This is a genomic window from Bradyrhizobium algeriense, assembly GCF_003062295.1.
GTDB classification, from domain to species: domain Bacteria; phylum Pseudomonadota; class Alphaproteobacteria; order Rhizobiales; family Xanthobacteraceae; genus Bradyrhizobium; species Bradyrhizobium algeriense.
Genome location: NZ_PYCN01000014.1, coordinates 129,745 through 144,057 on the forward strand (window position 1 = coordinate 129,745; position 14,313 = coordinate 144,057).

Below are 14,313 nucleotides of genomic sequence, written 5' to 3' on the forward strand. Positions count from 1 at the left end.
CCGCTCTTGTTCGCTTCGTCTCATCCGCTTCTATGCGGGCACGCTCGCAGCCTCACCCAATACGCCCGCCGCGCGCAGTTCGATGATTTCTTGCTCCGAATATCCGGCTGCGCTCAGAATCTCGCTCGCGTGCTCGCCGACCTTCGGCGGCTGGCGGTCGAGGCCCGCGCGTTCGCGCCCGTCGCCGAACTCCATCGGAAGCGCGGGGATTCCGACCAGCGGTCCGCCGCCCAGTCCGGAAACGGCTGTCGCAAGCAGGCCGCCATGGGCAAGCAGATGCGGATCGATCGACAATTCATCGGGCCGCCCGACGCGCGAATAGGCCACCCGCGCTGCCTCGCACTTCCGAAGGATTTCATCGAGCGGCAATTGTGTGATGCGCCGCTCCAATTCTGGCAGCATCCACTCGCGCGCCTCGCAACGATTGGCATTCCCCGCAAGCCGTGGATCGTCGCGCCAGTCATCGAATCCGAAAGTTTCGCAGAAGCGTTGCCAGTGTCCGTCCGACGTGCAGCCGATGAAGACCTGGCCGCCATCGGAAGCGGTGAAAACGTCGTACACGCCCCAGGCGTTCTTGCGTGCCGGCATTGGCGGCATCGGTCCGCCGGTCACGGCACTGCCCACGACGATCGCGCCGAGCATGAACGTCGCGCTTTCAAACAGCGAACTCGCAACCTTCTGCCCAATGCCGGTGGCGTCGCGCTCGCGAAGCGCTGATAGCGTGGCCACCACGCCGAACACGCCGCCGAGAATGTCGATGACAGGTGCACCGGCGCGCAACGGCCGGCCCGGCGGCCCGGTCATGTAAGCGAGGCCGGACTGCATCTGCACCACCTCGTCGAGCGCGCCGCGGTTCTCGTATGGACCTTTAAGGAAACCCTTCATCGAGAGGTAGACGAGGCGCGGGTTGATCTGGCGCAGATCCTCCCAACTGCACTTCAGCCGTTCGATGGTTCCCGGGCCGAAATTCTCCAGCACGATGTCGGCATCCCTGACCAGCCGATGCACGATCGCCTGCCCCTCGGGCCGCTTCAGGTCGATCGCGATCGAGCGCTTGTTGCGATTGTAGGTCGCAAAGAATCCGGCGGCGAAGCCCGGCAACCGCCTGGTCGGGTCGCCGTCGACCGGCTCGATCTTCACCACGTCGGCGCCGAGATCGGCAAACACGACGCCGGCGCACGGCCCCATGATGGTGTGACCGAAATCGAGCACCTTCAGCCCCGCGAGCGGCCTGGAGGAAGTCGTCATGCAGCCCGTCTCCTGAATGCGGCGAGCGTTCCCGATCGCAATGCGGCGCTCGGCAGCCTGCGTCCGACGATCCGCTCCGCGAGCCGCCCGGCCTCGATCAGCGCCTCGATGTTCAGGCCGGTAGCGATACCCATCTCCTCGCAGAGCAGCGCGAGCTCTTCGGTGGCGATGTTGCCCGGCGCCCCCGGCTGGCCGGCAAACGGGCAGCCGCCGAGGCCCGCCACCGCGGCATCGAATGCGGTCACGCCAAGCCGCAGGCCCTCATAGGCGCAGGTGATGCCCTGCCCGCGCGTGTCATGCAGATGAAGCGCGATCCGCACATCGTCAAAACGGTCCCGGACGGCGCCGATGGCATCCGCGACCCGCCTCGGCGTTGCCCAGCCCATGGAGTCCGCGAGCGTGACGTCCCGCACCTCCACGCCGGCTTCGCGCGCGATGGCGCGCGCGTCCGCCACCGCCTCGACGACTTCGGCCGGCGAGACGTCTCCGGCAAAATTGCAGCCGAAGGCGGCCATGACGATGATTTTTGCAATCGGCACGCCGGCTTGTCGATGCACGCGCACATATTGGCGCATCGCCTCGATCTGTCCGGCACGGTCGCGATTGAGATTCCTGATCGCGAACGGTTCGGATGCGCTCAGCGAAATGAATCCGGCAAGGGTAAGCTTGCCCTTGAATGCGATTGCGCGCTGCATCCCGGCCTCGTTGAACCACACCGCCGAATATTCGACGCCTTCCCGCGCGGCAAGTCCGTCCACGACCGCCTCGGCATCGGCCCAGCCCGGAACGTGCTTGGGATTGACGAAAGAGGCGACCTGGATCCGCCGAAGCCCGCACGCGGAGAGCGCGTCGACCAGCGCGATCTTGTCCGCCGTCGCGATCGGACCCGCCTCGATCTGAAAGCCTTCGCGCGGCCCCTCCTCGCTGATGACGACGCTATCAGGCAGGTCCATGCGCCGGCGCTCCCCGGTTGTCGTTATCGGCTATGACGGCAGCTTGCCGCGCGCATAGACATCTGACAAATATAATATGAAGATCATTTCGTTCTGATAATTAGATATGAGGGGTGATTTCAGTGGCGCTCGGATTGCGGCAGATCAGATATTTCATCGCCATCGCCGATGCCGGCGTGCTGTCGCGGGCGGCGGAGACGCTCAACGTCGCGCAGTCGGCGTTGAGCCACCACATAGCCGCGCTCGAAACGGATCTGGGCGTCAAGCTGCTCGAACGAAGGCCGCGCGGGGTCGCGCTGACCGCGGCTGGCCAGCGGCTCTACGAGCATGCCAGCGCCGTGCTGTCGGCGCTCGGCAAGGCGGAAGAAGACGTGCGGACCTATAACGAAGCCGCGACCGGCCCGGTTAGCCTCGGCCTCAGCCATACCGCGCTCTCCATGGTCGCACTCGATGTCATGAAGGCGGTGCGAAAGAACTCCCCGGGCGTCCATCTGACGGTCGTCGAGGCGCTGTCGCCGGCGCTGGTCGAGCGCGTCTTCTCGGGCACGGTCGATCTCGCGCTGGCCTATAATCCCCCCAGGGATGCCCGCCTCGACGTCGAGTCGCTGCACGACGAAGACCTCTATCTCGTCGGCAATCCGAGCCTGATCGGCCGGTCATCCGGTCCGATCGCGTTCTCCGCCATTCCGCAACGAAGCGTGATCGGACTGACGCCGACGCCGGCATCGCGCGCCATCATCCAGACCCAGGTTCTCCGCAATCAGATCACGCCGAGCGAGACGCTCGAAGTCGATTCGTTGTCGGCGTTGCGAATGGCGCTCGAGGCCGGACTGGGATGCGCGATCCTCTCCCGCGCCACCGTCCTCTCCGACCTGGCGGCGGAGAAATATCACGCGCGCCGCATCATCGATCCACCGCTGACGCGCTCCTGCGCTCTGGTTGCGCTCGCGGACCGGCCGCAGACCAAGGCGTTCCTCGAGGTGCGCAAGACCATGATCGAGATCGTCCACGTAGCCGTCAACGAAGGGCGCTGGCCGGCGAAAGGAAACGGCCGGAGGAACAAGCGCGCCACCACCTAGTGCCGCCAGTCAGCGGCGACACTTAACCAGGCGGCATTCGCTCGAATGTCTGCAGCGAGGAATCTATCGTATCCCAGGCATGGCCGCGGATGCCGTATGTGACCAGTTGCGGATTGAACCGGCTGGGGTCGTCAAGGCTGGTCGCGTGGACCGCTATCAGTTCCGGCATGGCGACGAATGTCAGGTAGACCGGCGTTCCGCAGGTCGGGCAGAAGGCGTGGAGCTTTTCGTTCCCGCTGTCGCCCGCTACCCGCCAGTCTTTCGCTTCACCCGTAATGATCACGTCCGCTCGCCGGGAGAAGACCAGATAGGATCCATGCCCCGTGCCGCTTCGCTTCTGGCAATCGCGGCATTGGCAGTGGGTCTCGACGATGGGTTTGCTGCTCGTCTCATAATGGATCGCGCCGCACGCACATCCGCCGGTATATTTCGTCATGTCGTTCTCCTGTTTTTGATTGATACGGCGGCGATCAAGCCGATTTCGGCTTGGCGAAAACGTCGAGGCCCTGGCCGGTTTCGAGCAGGGATTTCAGGCTGGCGAGGACGACCGGCCACCCCTTCTTGATGCCGTTCGCCATCGCGCTGCCGGCGGCGAGTTCGTCATGGGTGACGGTCAGCCGGACCATGTCGTCGTATTCCTCGATCTCGAACGTCACCCGGCTGGAGGCGGAAGGATCGGAGGCCTGCGACGGATTCGCCCAGGTGATGACGAGACGGGTCGGCGGCGAGACCTCGATGACCTTGCCGACGAGTTGGACGGTCCGCTCGTCATTGGCGCGGACGTGCTCCCATTTCGATCCGGGATTCCAGTCAGAGACGTTCTCGTGGCCCCAGTAACGCCTTGCGATCTCCGGTTTCGTGATCGCCGCGAACACCTTGTCCGGCGTCGAGCGAATATAGGTCACGTAGACAAAGCTGGTCGTCTCTCTGGTCATCGTCATTCTCCTTCGAGCTCTTTCTTCAGATCGTGCAGCAAGCTGAGCCGCTGCCGTTCGAATTTCCGCACCCACCGTTCGTAGACCTCGTGAAGCGGCACGGGGTTGATGAAATGCAGCTTTTCCCGGCCACGCTTGACCGTGCTTACGAGATTGGCCGCCTCCAGGATTTCGAGGTGCTGCGTGGCCGATTGCCGGGCCATGTCCAGGTTTTCGCAAAGCTGGCCGAGCGTCTGCCCGTTCTTCTCACAAAGAAGGTCAAGCAGCTTTCTGCGTGTCGGGTCGCCCAGCGCCTTGAAAACCTTGTCGGCCTGCATTGGTCTCGCTCTTGATCGAGAACATAATATGCAGGTAAATACCTGCATGTCAAGCAACAGCAATCAAGCTCGCGATCAGGTGATCGTCACCTTTCGGATCAGGACTGACGATTGGATTGGCGACGGGTCACGTCCGGATGCGGCTATTGGCCCACGCCTTGATGGCGCCGTCGCAACAACCGTCGTCGGCCGGCAGTGGCTTCAGGCCTGGCCGTGTATCCGTCGTTGGTACTATTGATCGGCCGACGTCGTGTCGGCGCGCGCATGAGATCGCGCGTCGGCCGCCCGGATCGCATGCCAGATGCGGGCGGGCGTGGCGGGCATGTCGAGATGCCGCACGCCGAGCGGCGTCAGCGCGTTCATCACGGCGTTCATGATGGTGCCTGGGGCTGCGATAGCGCCGGCCTGACCGCTTCCCTTCACACCGAGCCGGTTGGCGCGGCTTGGAAAGTCTGATGTCAAACTGCCCTCGAACGCCGGAAGATCGTCGGCGCGCGGCAGCGCATAATCCATCAGCGAGCCCGAGAGGATCTGGCCCGTCTCCGGATCGAACAGTGCGTGCTCGAACAACGCCTGCCCGATGCCTTGCGCGACGCCGCCATGCACCTGCCCCAGCGTCAGGCGCGGATCGAGCAGCCGGCCGTAGTCATCGAAGATGACGTAGCGGTCGAGCCTCACCTCGCCGGTCTCGGGGTCGATCTCGACTTCGGCGACATGGCATCCGTTGGGAAAGGTGTAGCGGTCGCAAAGGTGCGTCGCCTTGTGCGCTAAACCAGGCGCGACATCGTCGCCAGGCGTCTGATACGAGGCGCGCGCCACCTCCTCGAGGCTGATCTCCTGCCCGGTCGCGGCCACGCGCAGCATGCCCCCTTCGTAGTGAACCGCATCCATACTGGCTTGCAGCAGACGCGCGGCAAGCCGCCGCGCATTTTCGATCACGCCTTCGGCTGCCATCAGCAGTGCGGTGCCGCCCTGATGCATCGAGCGCGCCCCGCCATGCCCGCCGCCGGCGTCGAGATCATCCGTATCGCCCTGCCGAAACCGGAAGTGCGGGAGCGGCAGGCCGAACGCATCGGCCGCGATCTGGGCAAATGTCGTCTCGTGGCCCTGGCCGTTGGAATGCGTGCCGACCATCAGATCGATCCGGCCGTCGTCACCGACGCGCACTTTCGCCACTTCATTGGGCTGGCCGCGCGACGTTTCGAGAAAGCAGGCGTAGCCCAGGCCACGCAGCCTGCCCCGCTTGCGCGAGCTTCGCCGGCGCGCATCGAATCCCGCGGCGGCCTTGACCGCGTGATCGATCGCGTGGGCAAAACTGCCCTGCTCGACCGTGAGGCCCATCGCGCTTGCATGGGGAAAGCGGCGAAAGATGTTCTTGCGCCGCAGCTTCAGCGCATCCATCCCGAGCTCGGCGGCAGCAATATCGATGCAGCGCTCAATCAGATAGTTCGCCTCGGGCTTGCCGGCGCCGCGATAGGCATCGACCGGCGTCGTGTTGGTGAACACGCCGCAGGTTTGAAAGGCGATCAGCGGGATGTCATAGACGCCGCCCATGGCGCTCGCCATCGCCATTGTCGGCACGGCCGGCGCCACCGTCGAGACATGGGCGCCCAGATTGGCGAAGACTTTTGTGTCGAGCGCGAGAAAGCGGCCATCGCGGTCGAGCGCCAGGCGAGCCCGGATCAGGCTGTCACGGCCATGGGCGGAGCCGGTGAAATCCTCGCTGCGATCCCCGATCCACGTGACCGGGCGGCCGAGGCGGCGCGCCGCCCACAGCACCAGCACCCATTCCGGATAGAGCACGTTCTTCATCCCGAAGCCGCCGCCGACGTCGGGAATGCTGACGCGAAGCTTTTCCCTGCCGATGCGAAACACACCGTCGGCGAGCAGGTCACGGATCGCGTGTGCGCCGGCGGCCGAGGCTATCAGGTGCAGGCGACCGCTCGCGGCATCGAACTCCCCCAGCGCACCGCGCGTCTCCATCGGCGCGGCGACGACGCGGTTGTTGACCAGCTCGCATTCCACGACATGGGCGGCGTCGCGGATCACAGCTTCCACCGGGCCGATCTCGCCCCGGTTGAACTGGAACGCGATGTTGCCCCGCGCCTCCGGCCAGATCGACGGAGCGTCCGGCAGAATGGCATCCGCGATCGAGACCACCGGCGGCAGCGGCGCATAGTCGACGATGACGGCCTCGGCGGCATCGCGCGCGGCCTCAGTGCTTTCCGCAACCACGAACGCGACCGGCTCGCCGACATAACGAACGACGTCGCGCGCCAGTGCGTGACAGGGCGGCACCACGAGCGGCGTGGTCATCGGGATATGGGTCACCGCGCACGGCAGCGGCCCAATATTGTCGGCGGCCAATTCGGCTCCCGTGAGCACAGCCGCAATGCCGGGCATCTGGCGTGCCACATCGACGCCGATCGCGGCAATCCGCGCATGCGCATGCGGCGAGCGAACGACGACGCCATGAAGCGCGTTTGGCGCCACGAGATCGGCGACGTAGCGCCCGCGTCCCCGCACGAAGCGCTCGTCCTCAAGGCGATCGATGCTGCGCCCCAATAACGGCTCGGTCATGTGAAGCTGTATGGAACCGGAGGGCTTCAAACGCAAGCAGAAGCCCCGCGAATGCGGGGCTTCCGTTCACCATCATGCGATAACGCGATCAGTCGCTGGCGACTGCCCTCTCCGCCGGGCCGGGAGTTTAAATCCCTACGCCGTAGCGGAATGCGCGGCGCCCTGCAGCTTGCGCTTTCGCCAGATCGATCCCACGACAAGCACAATGGCGATGCCCATGAGTCCAAGGATCACCTCGCCGCCATGCCCGCCATTGGCGAACTGCGGCGCCATGCCGAGCGATTTGAGGAGTCCATCGAGGCCGACACCGACCGGACCGTTGAAGAACGCATGCAGCGGCGGCTGCACCACGGGATCCGTCGCCATCACCTCGCCGGCGATCCAGCCGAGCAAGCCCGCACCGGCCCACACCAGCGCCGGAAGACGCGTCAGCAACGCCATGATCAGCGCGGCACCGGCGACGATCAGGGGAACGCTGATGGCGAGCCCGATGACAAGCAGGGGAATGCTGCCATTGGCGGCCGCGGCAACCGCAATCACGTTGTCGAGGCTCATCACGATGTCGGCGATCGCCACGATCTGCACGGCTGCCCACAGATGCGCAGCCGCATCTACGTCGCCCTCTCCCTCGTGCTCAGGCACCAGCAGCTTCGCTGCGATGAAGAGCAACGCGAGGCCTCCGACCAGCTTGAGGAATGGCAGCCCCATCAACGTCACGACGATGCCGGTGAAGATGATGCGCAGCAAAACGGCGACGCCGGCGCCAAGGACCATGCCCCAGAACCGCTGCCGTGGCGGCAGCCCGCGGCACGCCATCGCGATGACAAGCGCGTTGTCACCTGACAGCAGGATGTTGATCCACATGATCTTGCCGAGCGCGACCCAGAAAGCCGGCTGCTGCATCTCGGCCTGAAACTGGGTGAAGAACGCCGAGATCGTCGCAGGATCGAAAATTTGCCACAGCCAGTTCACAGCGTCTCCCCCTCGGCTCTTTCAGCCGTTGCGCGCGGCAACTATTGCCGCTGTCCTAATAAATCAGCCGACGATTTCGTTGCCCGAAAAGAACTGCGCGATTTCGATCGCGGCGGTCTCCGGTGCATCCGAACCGTGCACCGAGTTCTCGCCGATCGACTTCGCGTGGACCTTGCGGATCGTGCCGTCCGCAGCCTTCGACGGATCGGTGGCGCCCATCACGTCGCGATATTTCAGTACGGCGCCCTCGCCTTCCAGCACCTGCACCACGACCGGCCCCGAGGTCATGAAGTCGACCAGTTCGCCGAAGAACGGACGCGCCTTGTGAACGGCGTAGAAGGTTTCCGCCTGTTCGCGGGTCATGCGAATGCGCTTCTGGGCCACGATCCGCAGCCCGGCCTTCTCGATCAGCGCGTTGACGGCGCCAGTCAGATTGCGCTCGGTCGCGTCCGGTTTGATGATCGAGAAAGTGCGTTCAATCGCCATGTCTTGGTCCTTGCAGAATACTGATGGAGAGTTGGCAGAATACTGACGGAGAGTTGCGGGGCTTATATCGGCGCCACCTCACGACGGCAAGCGACCCGGTGACGCGGCTACCACCCAATTTTGGCGTGTTTTTCGCGCGGCGGACACGCCGCGGGGACAAAGATTACAGCAATTTCACGGAGGTGAACCCTGTCTGAAGCCGCCGTGCCGTCTTCATTCAGCTTCGCGGCCGTAGACTTACGGATGATCGAACGCAGGGCGCGCGCATCCGCCGGGTCCTAAGGCGTCACGGGACCCGATCTCACTGGTGGTGCCAACTGGCACCGAAACTTTGAGGAGACGACTATGTTACGCAAACTCTCGCTCGTTGCAGTGGCGGCAGCTTCGCTGGGTGCGGCCGCGCTGGCGCCGACAGCGGCCTCGGCCGGCGGCTGGCACCATGGCGGCTGGCATCGTCATCATCATCATGGCTGGGGCGGCCCGCGCGTCTTCATTGGCGGTCCGGCCTATTACGGCGGCGGATATGGCGGCTGTTACGCGCGGCGCCTGGTTCCGACCCCTTGGGGTCCGCGCTGGCGGCTGGTGAACCGCTGCTACTGACCTGATCGAGCTTCCCCCTGACTGAGCCCCGGCCGCCGCGCCGGGGCTTTTTTTGTGCCGTGGAACCGGATGCCGAACGTGCTTCGACCACTTGCAGGCGAACGTATATCGCCATGCACGGAAACCAATTTCGCCGCTGTGACTTGACCCATCAATAATAATCAAAGCCTTGCGATTGCTGCTAGGTGGAACTCGTAGAGACCGCTCATGGATGGCCGAATCAACAACGATTTCGAACAGATCGATCACAAGACATGTGTGTCGATATGCGACGCCATCGGCGAACGACTGCAGCGCAGCCTGTGCCCCGAAACCGAGCTGTCCCCGCGTTTGCGCGAGCTCCTCGATGAGCTGCGCCGCCGCGACAACGAGTTGCATTGAGCGCCATCGGATGTCGGCTGATAGATTTTGCCGATACGCCGATAGATTTTACCAATAATGAGCTGCGTTTGGGGTTGCGTTTGCCGGGCACTCCGGTGACAACGCCGCATGCTCTCAATAACGGATATTTCGGTCCGCATCGCCGGGCGGCTTTTGATCGACAGCAGCACGGTGCAGATCGTGCCCGGCGCACGCGTCGGCTTCGTCGGCCGCAACGGCGTCGGCAAGTCGACGCTGTTTCATGCGATCCGCGGCGACCTGCCGACCGAGTCCGGCAGCATCACGCTGCCGCCCCGCTGGCGCATCGGCAGCCTGGCGCAGGAAGCGCCCGATGGGCCGGAAAGCCTGATCAACGTCGTGCTCAAGGCCGACCTGGAGCGCGACGCGCTGCTCCATGAAGCCGAAACCGCTGACGATCCGCACCGGATCGCCGAGATCCAGACCCGACTGGTCGACATCGATGCGCATTCCGCGCCGGCGCGAGCGGCGGCGATCTTAAGCGGTCTCGGATTTTCCACCGCCGACCAGGCGCGGCCGTGTTCGGAATTCTCCGGCGGCTGGCGCATGCGGGTGGCGCTGGCGGCGACGCTGTTCTCGGCGCCGGACCTTCTGCTGCTGGACGAACCGACCAACTATCTCGATCTCGAAGGCACGCTGTGGCTGGAAGACCATCTGGCCAACTATCCACGCACCGTGATCGTCATCAGCCACGACCGCGATCTGCTCGACACCTCGGTCGACCAGATCCTGCACCTCGATCGCGGCAAGCTGACGCTCTACAAGGGCAGCTATTCCTCGTTTGAGGAACAGCGCGCCACGCGCGAGATGCTGGACGCCAAGCACGCCAAGCGCCAGGCCGACGAGCGCAAGCGGCTGCAGGCCTTCGTCGATCGCTTCAAGGCCAAGGCTTCCAAGGCGCGTCAGGCGCAGTCCCGCGTGAAAATGCTGGAGCGGATGAAGCCGGTCACCGCGCTGGTGACGCAGGATGTGCGTGAAATCACGTTCCCGACGCCGGAGAAGATGCTGTCGCCGCCGATCATCGCCGTCGATGACGTCTCGGTCGGCTACGATCCGAAAAAGCCGGTGCTCAATCGCGTCACGCTGCGCATCGACACCGAGGACCGCATCGCCCTGCTCGGCTCCAACGGCAACGGCAAATCGACGCTGGTCAAGCTATTGGCCAACAAGCTGGCGCCTTTCTCCGGCCGGATCACACGTGCGGAAAAACTCTCGGTCGGCTATTTCGCGCAGCATCAGGTCGACGAACTCAATCTCGACGGCTCGCCCTACGACCACGTCCGCCGGCTGATGCCCGATGCGCCGGAAACCAAAGTGCGCGGCCGCACCGGCGCGATCGGGTTTTCCGGCAAGGCCGGCGACACCCTGGTCAAGAGCCTGTCCGGCGGCGAGAAGGCGCGGCTGTTGCTCGGGCTCGCCACATTCTTCGGCCCGAACATGATCATCCTCGACGAGCCGACCAATCATCTGGACATCGACAGCCGTGCGGCGCTGGCCGAAGCGATCAACGATTTTCCCGGCGCCGTCATCATGGTCTCGCACGACCGCTACTTGATCGAAGCCTGCGCCGATCAATTGTGGGTCGTCGCCAATCAGACGGTGACGACTTACGACGGTGACCTCGACGACTACAGGCGCATGGTGTTGTCGATCGGCGACGCACGCAACGGCTCGCGCGAGCGGTCCAAAGAGACCGCAAGACCGGAGCGCGGGAAGAGCGAAAGGCGATCGCCGCTCAAACAGCGGATCGCCGTGGCCGAGGCCGAAATCGAGCGCATCAACGGCATCATCGCCAAGATCGACACCGCGCTTGCCTTGCCGGATCTGTTCACGCGCGATCCCAAGCAGGCCGCCCAGCTCAGCAAGGCGCGCGCCGGCGCCGAAAGCGCGCTGCGGCGTGCCGAGGAAGTTTGGCTTGAGGCCAGTTCGGAATTTGACGAAGCGGCAGGCTGAAACTGATCGTCGTTGCCGGGTCTATGCAGCCGGCTTCTTCTTCGGCTTGGCGCCCTTGGCCGGCGCCGCCTCCGGTGCACGTTCGATCGAGGTCAGGCGTCCCGCGGTGAAGGTGTAGATGCCGGCACGCTGGCCACGTGAATAGTTGACGACCGCCACGCGGTCGCCGCGGGCATTGTTGGAAAAATTGACGTTGTCGGGTGCACCAATGCCACGCACAACGTCGCATTCGGTGTGCCCAAGCGCCACCCTTCCCGTCGTCGAGGGAGGCGGGCTGCCTGCAGCACCGTCCGCCAGCGCGTTTGCACCAGCCCCCGGCGCCGCCATTCCGGGACAGCCGCCATCGGCGCTGACGAGTTCATCCGGCGTCACAGGCTTGTCCGGACTGAGCGGAGGCGTTTCGATCGACACGTTTCGGATGAACACGCGGCCGGTGCGCGAAAACCAGTCCGCATCTTTCGACATGAGGTCGGTCGCACCGGAACAACCTGCAAGCGCAGGCCCGAGCAGCAACAACGTCAGCAGTGGCTTTCGATCGATCGTTCTGCGTCGCACGCTAGACCCAGGCTCCGCTCTTAACTGTAACCATTTGTCCGACCATCACTTTGCGGCACGACCATGGCTGCCCGCAAGGTCCGGCTCAGAATCCGCAGATTATCATTAATTCCTGTAGATTCGCTATTGCCGCCGCTGCCAGCGGCCCCGCTCATCAGCCTGCCAATAAGTCAGTTCGAACCCCCGCGCCTTGCAATCGGCCCAGGCACCGCGCGCCGCGGTCAGCGCGTCGTCATCATCGCCGTTGAAGACCAGCACCACCCGTTCGTAGCTGTCGCAATCGGCCGGTAACGCCGCGTTGTCGATCAGGAATCTGACATTGGCCCGGTTCGGGTTGCCGTCCTCGATCGAGAGAATGATGGGCTGGTCCTGCGCATCGCCGGCGCGCCATGTCGCGTGCGGCAGGAACGAATCGTCGCTGTAGGTCCACAAATGCGCATCGAGCGCCTCGGTGCGCTCCGGCGAAGTCGATTGCACGACCACGCGCCAGCCGCGCTCGAGCGATTTTTCCAGGAGCGGCGGCAATACGCTTTCGAGCGACATGCCCTGCAAATGATAGAACAGGATTTCCGTCATCCACCTGCAACCGAACTACTTCGTGGCTTCGTAATATTCCGCGACCAATCGGTCCAAAAGACGAACGCCGTAACCCGAACCCCAACTGTGGTTGATGTCGGTCTTCGGCGCGCCCATCGCGGTTCCCGCGACGTCGAGATGCGCCCACGGCGTGTCGTCGACGAAACGCTGCAGGAACTGCGCGGCGGTGATCGAACCGCCATGGCGCCCGCCGGTATTCTTCATGTCGGCGAATTGCGAATCGATCTGCTTGTCGTATTCGGGACCAAGCGGCATGCGCCACACGCGTTCGCCGGTTTCGGTTCCGATCTTGCTCAGCCGTTCCGCCAGCTCGTCGTTGTTGGAGAACATGCCGGCATATTCGGTTCCGAGCGCGACCATGATCGCGCCGGTGAGGGTTGCAAGATCGACCATGAATTTGGGCTTGAACTTCTTCGCCACATACCAGAGCACATCGGCCAGCACGAGCCGGCCTTCGGCGTCGGTGTTGATGATTTCGATGGTCTGCCCCGACATCGAGGTGACGATATCGCCGGGGCGCTGGGCGTTGCCGTCGGGCATGTTCTCGACCAGGCCGATGGCGCCGACCACATTGACCTTCGCCTTGCGCGCAGCCAGCGCATGCATCAGCCCGACCACGCAGGCCGCGCCGCCCATATCGCCCTTCATGTCTTCCATGCTGGCGGCGCCCTTGATGGAGATACCGCCGGTATCGAAGCAAACGCCTTTGCCAACGAAAGCAACGGGTTGATCGCCCTTCTTGCCGCCGTTCCAGCGCATGATCACGGTGCGGCCGGGCTGCGTCGAGCCTTGCGCGACGCCGAGCAAGGCGCCCATGCCGAGCTTCTTCATCGCCTTGACGTCGAGCACTTCGACTTCGACGCCGAGCTTCTTGAGCTGGCTCGCGCGGCGCGCGAATTCCACAGGATAGAGAACGTTCGGCGGCTCATTGACGAGTTCGCGCGCGATGATCACGCCGTCCACGACATGGGATGCGGGCGCAAGCGCCTTGCGCGCGGCGGCGACATCCGAAACGGCGATCGAAATGTCGGCGCGAAGCGCGCCGTTCTCGCCGTCTTTCTTCTTGGTCTTGTAGCGGTCGAATTTATACACGCGCAGCCGGATGCCCGACGCGATGGCAGCGGCGGCATCGCCCTGCATCGCCGCCTCGGGCAGTTCGGCGATCACGGTGACCGATTCGCTGGCGGCGTTGAGCTTGCCCGCCGTCACGCCGCCGAATTTGAGAAAATCCTTCTCCTTGATATCGGCCGTCTTGCCGACACCGACCACGATCAGGCGCTCCGCCTTGATTCCGTCCGGCGCCGGGATATCGAGCGTCGACCCGCTCTTGCCCTTGAACTGGTTGGCGGCCGCGGCCCGCTTGACGGTATCGGTCGCCTTCCCCAGCGCCTTCCGCGTCGCCTCGCCGAACTTCAATGCGTCATCGCAAAACACCACGAGAACGCCGCGCGGCGCTGTGGAAAAAGCGACAAAGCCGACCTTGACGGCGTCGGACATGGGTAAATCCTCCAGAATTCAGGGCTGTCTTGCGGGTCCGGAATCGGCCCGTACTATGGAATATTCTCTTCGGTAACGGCCCAAATGGCTCCGGACCTGATGCTTTCGGCACTATGACCCGTTAGCCGCCGCACTGCCAAGG

At 64.1% G+C, this 14,313-nt stretch carries 15 protein-coding genes; 4 read left to right on the forward strand and 11 right to left on the reverse strand.

What is annotated here, in order from left to right; genetic code table 11:
• Positions 1-30: 30 nt before the first annotated feature.
• Both C7G61_RS24865 and C7G61_RS24870 read right to left on the reverse strand, forming a co-directional pair.
• Positions 31-1,248, reverse strand: coding sequence for a CaiB/BaiF CoA transferase family protein (locus C7G61_RS24865; protein WP_108519310.1), 1,218 nt, complete (start codon positions 1,246-1,248; stop codon positions 31-33).
• Positions 1,245-2,201 (reverse strand): hydroxymethylglutaryl-CoA lyase, encoded by a 957-nt coding sequence (locus C7G61_RS24870; protein ID WP_108519311.1) that lies wholly within the window; start codon positions 2,199-2,201, stop codon positions 1,245-1,247. Before C7G61_RS24870 ends, C7G61_RS24865 begins: the two co-directional genes overlap by 4 nt.
• A gap of 122 nt (positions 2,202-2,323) precedes the next feature.
• On the opposite strand from C7G61_RS24870, the gene C7G61_RS24875 reads away from it, so the two are divergent.
• Positions 2,324-3,280 (forward strand): LysR family transcriptional regulator, encoded by a 957-nt coding sequence (locus C7G61_RS24875; protein ID WP_202975794.1) that lies wholly within the window; start codon positions 2,324-2,326, stop codon positions 3,278-3,280.
• Positions 3,281-3,302: 22 nt separating this feature from the next.
• Here the strand turns inward: C7G61_RS24875 and C7G61_RS24880 are convergent, their stop codons facing one another.
• From C7G61_RS24880 to ndk, 6 genes are all read right to left on the reverse strand, one after another.
• On the reverse strand, positions 3,303-3,716 hold the full coding sequence (locus tag C7G61_RS24880; RefSeq protein ID WP_108519313.1) for a GFA family protein: 414 nt from the start codon (positions 3,714-3,716) through the stop codon (positions 3,303-3,305).
• A 34-nt stretch (positions 3,717-3,750) separates the two neighbouring features.
• Complete coding sequence (locus C7G61_RS24885; RefSeq protein WP_108519314.1) at positions 3,751-4,215, reverse strand: SRPBCC family protein; 465 nt, start codon at positions 4,213-4,215, stop codon at positions 3,751-3,753.
• Between the two features lie 2 nt (positions 4,216-4,217).
• Positions 4,218-4,532, reverse strand: a complete 315-nt coding sequence (locus C7G61_RS24890; RefSeq protein WP_065745037.1) for an ArsR/SmtB family transcription factor — start codon at positions 4,530-4,532, stop codon at positions 4,218-4,220.
• Positions 4,533-4,763: 231 nt separating this feature from the next.
• On the reverse strand, positions 4,764-7,112 hold the full coding sequence (locus tag C7G61_RS24895; RefSeq protein WP_108519315.1) for a xanthine dehydrogenase family protein molybdopterin-binding subunit: 2,349 nt from the start codon (positions 7,110-7,112) through the stop codon (positions 4,764-4,766).
• A 135-nt stretch (positions 7,113-7,247) separates the two neighbouring features.
• Positions 7,248-8,084: a TerC family protein gene (locus C7G61_RS24900; RefSeq protein WP_108519316.1), complete on the reverse strand. Its 837-nt coding sequence runs from the start codon at positions 8,082-8,084 to the stop codon at positions 7,248-7,250.
• Between the two features lie 63 nt (positions 8,085-8,147).
• The gene (gene ndk, locus C7G61_RS24905) at positions 8,148-8,570 is read right to left on the reverse strand and encodes a nucleoside-diphosphate kinase (protein WP_108519317.1); all 423 of its coding nucleotides are present in this window, start codon (positions 8,568-8,570) and stop codon (positions 8,148-8,150) included.
• 345 nt (positions 8,571-8,915) lie between these two features.
• Between ndk and C7G61_RS24910 the strand changes: the two genes are divergently transcribed.
• The 3 genes from C7G61_RS24910 (at position 8,916) to C7G61_RS24915 (ending at position 11,522) form a co-directional block, all read left to right on the forward strand.
• The gene (locus tag C7G61_RS24910; protein ID WP_108519318.1) at positions 8,916-9,170 is read left to right on the forward strand and encodes a sulfur globule protein precursor; all 255 of its coding nucleotides are present in this window, start codon (positions 8,916-8,918) and stop codon (positions 9,168-9,170) included.
• 207 nt (positions 9,171-9,377) lie between these two features.
• Positions 9,378-9,551, forward strand: coding sequence for a hypothetical protein (locus C7G61_RS44840; protein WP_190241962.1), 174 nt, complete (start codon positions 9,378-9,380; stop codon positions 9,549-9,551).
• 108 nt (positions 9,552-9,659) lie between these two features.
• Complete coding sequence (locus tag C7G61_RS24915; RefSeq protein WP_108519319.1) at positions 9,660-11,522, forward strand: ABC-F family ATP-binding cassette domain-containing protein; 1,863 nt, start codon at positions 9,660-9,662, stop codon at positions 11,520-11,522.
• A gap of 21 nt (positions 11,523-11,543) precedes the next feature.
• Here C7G61_RS24915 and C7G61_RS24920 read toward each other — a convergent pair whose 3' ends face one another.
• The 3 genes from C7G61_RS24920 to C7G61_RS24930 all read right to left on the reverse strand — a co-directional run bounded on the left by C7G61_RS24920 (position 11,544) and on the right by C7G61_RS24930 (position 14,171).
• Positions 11,544-12,032: a hypothetical protein gene (locus C7G61_RS24920; RefSeq protein ID WP_108519366.1), complete on the reverse strand. Its 489-nt coding sequence runs from the start codon at positions 12,030-12,032 to the stop codon at positions 11,544-11,546.
• A gap of 168 nt (positions 12,033-12,200) precedes the next feature.
• Positions 12,201-12,653 carry a DNA polymerase III subunit chi gene (locus C7G61_RS24925; RefSeq protein WP_108519320.1) on the reverse strand — a complete coding sequence of 151 codons (453 nt, stop codon included), beginning with the start codon at positions 12,651-12,653 and terminating at the stop codon, positions 12,201-12,203.
• Between the two features lie 15 nt (positions 12,654-12,668).
• A complete protein-coding gene (locus C7G61_RS24930) occupies positions 12,669-14,171 on the reverse strand; it encodes a leucyl aminopeptidase (protein WP_108519321.1) in 1,503 nt (500 codons plus the stop codon).
• Between the last annotated feature and the right edge of the window lie 142 nt (positions 14,172-14,313).

Coding starts and splice junctions, on each gene's coding strand:
- C7G61_RS24865 (WP_108519310.1), bottom strand. CDS start 1,248: ATGACGACTTCCTCCAGGCCGCTCGCGGGGCTGAAGGTGCTCGATTTC.
- C7G61_RS24870 (WP_108519311.1), bottom strand. CDS start 2,201: ATGGACCTGCCTGATAGCGTCGTCATCAGCGAGGAGGGGCCGCGCGAA.
- C7G61_RS24880 (WP_108519313.1), bottom strand. CDS start 3,716: ATGACGAAATATACCGGCGGATGTGCGTGCGGCGCGATCCATTATGAG.
- C7G61_RS24885 (WP_108519314.1), bottom strand. CDS start 4,215: ATGACCAGAGAGACGACCAGCTTTGTCTACGTGACCTATATTCGCTCG.
- C7G61_RS24890 (WP_065745037.1), bottom strand. CDS start 4,532: ATGCAGGCCGACAAGGTTTTCAAGGCGCTGGGCGACCCGACACGCAGA.
- C7G61_RS24895 (WP_108519315.1), bottom strand. CDS start 7,112: ATGACCGAGCCGTTATTGGGGCGCAGCATCGATCGCCTTGAGGACGAG.
- ndk (WP_108519317.1), bottom strand. CDS start 8,570: ATGGCGATTGAACGCACTTTCTCGATCATCAAACCGGACGCGACCGAG.
- C7G61_RS24910 (WP_108519318.1), top strand. CDS start 8,916: ATGTTACGCAAACTCTCGCTCGTTGCAGTGGCGGCAGCTTCGCTGGGT.
- C7G61_RS44840 (WP_190241962.1), top strand. CDS start 9,378: ATGGATGGCCGAATCAACAACGATTTCGAACAGATCGATCACAAGACA.
- C7G61_RS24915 (WP_108519319.1), top strand. CDS start 9,660: ATGCTCTCAATAACGGATATTTCGGTCCGCATCGCCGGGCGGCTTTTG.
- C7G61_RS24925 (WP_108519320.1), bottom strand. CDS start 12,653: ATGACGGAAATCCTGTTCTATCATTTGCAGGGCATGTCGCTCGAAAGC.
- C7G61_RS24930 (WP_108519321.1), bottom strand. CDS start 14,171: ATGTCCGACGCCGTCAAGGTCGGCTTTGTCGCTTTTTCCACAGCGCCG.